Annotated in this window: 1 protein-coding gene; it reads left to right on the top strand. The window is 62.2% G+C overall.

Features of this window, described 5'->3' with window-relative positions:
- Nucleotides 1-465 (top strand): condensation domain-containing protein (locus tag OC610_RS28810; protein ID WP_264433209.1); only part of this gene is annotated, 465 nt, incomplete at both ends.

Below are 465 nucleotides of genomic sequence, written 5' to 3'. Positions count from 1 at the left end.
ACAATCCGTTGCTGTGTCCGGCGGGCGTTATCGGGATTACATCGCGTGGCTGCAATGCCAGGACGCGGCGGCCAGTGAGGCGTTCTGGAAACCGGCGTTGCAACGCTTGGAAGCACCGACACGGTTGGCCGATGCGGTTGGTAAGCCGACGGATTCTAGTGTTGGTTACGGTGACCATGTGCAGGTGTTGGACGAGTCGCTGACACGTCGCCTGGAAGCCTTCGCTCGCTCCTCGAAAGTCACGGTGAACACGCTGGTGCAGGCGGCGTGGCTGCTGCTGTTGCAGCGCTATACCGGTAGGGAAACGGTTGCCTTCGGTGCGACGGTCGCCGGTCGTCCAGCGGATTTGCCCGGCGTCGAGCAGCAGATCGGTTTGTTCATCAACACCTTGCCGGTGATCGCCAGCCCTCGGGCCGAACAGTCGCTGGACAGTTGGCTGCAAGCGGTGCAAGCACAGAACCTCGC

The sequence above is a fragment of the Pseudomonas agronomica genome (assembly GCF_025917275.1).
GTDB lineage: Bacteria > Pseudomonadota > Gammaproteobacteria > Pseudomonadales > Pseudomonadaceae > Aquipseudomonas > Aquipseudomonas agronomica.
The sequence above is the reverse complement of the archived record's forward strand: the minus strand, read 5'-3'. Positions and strand labels throughout refer to the sequence as shown.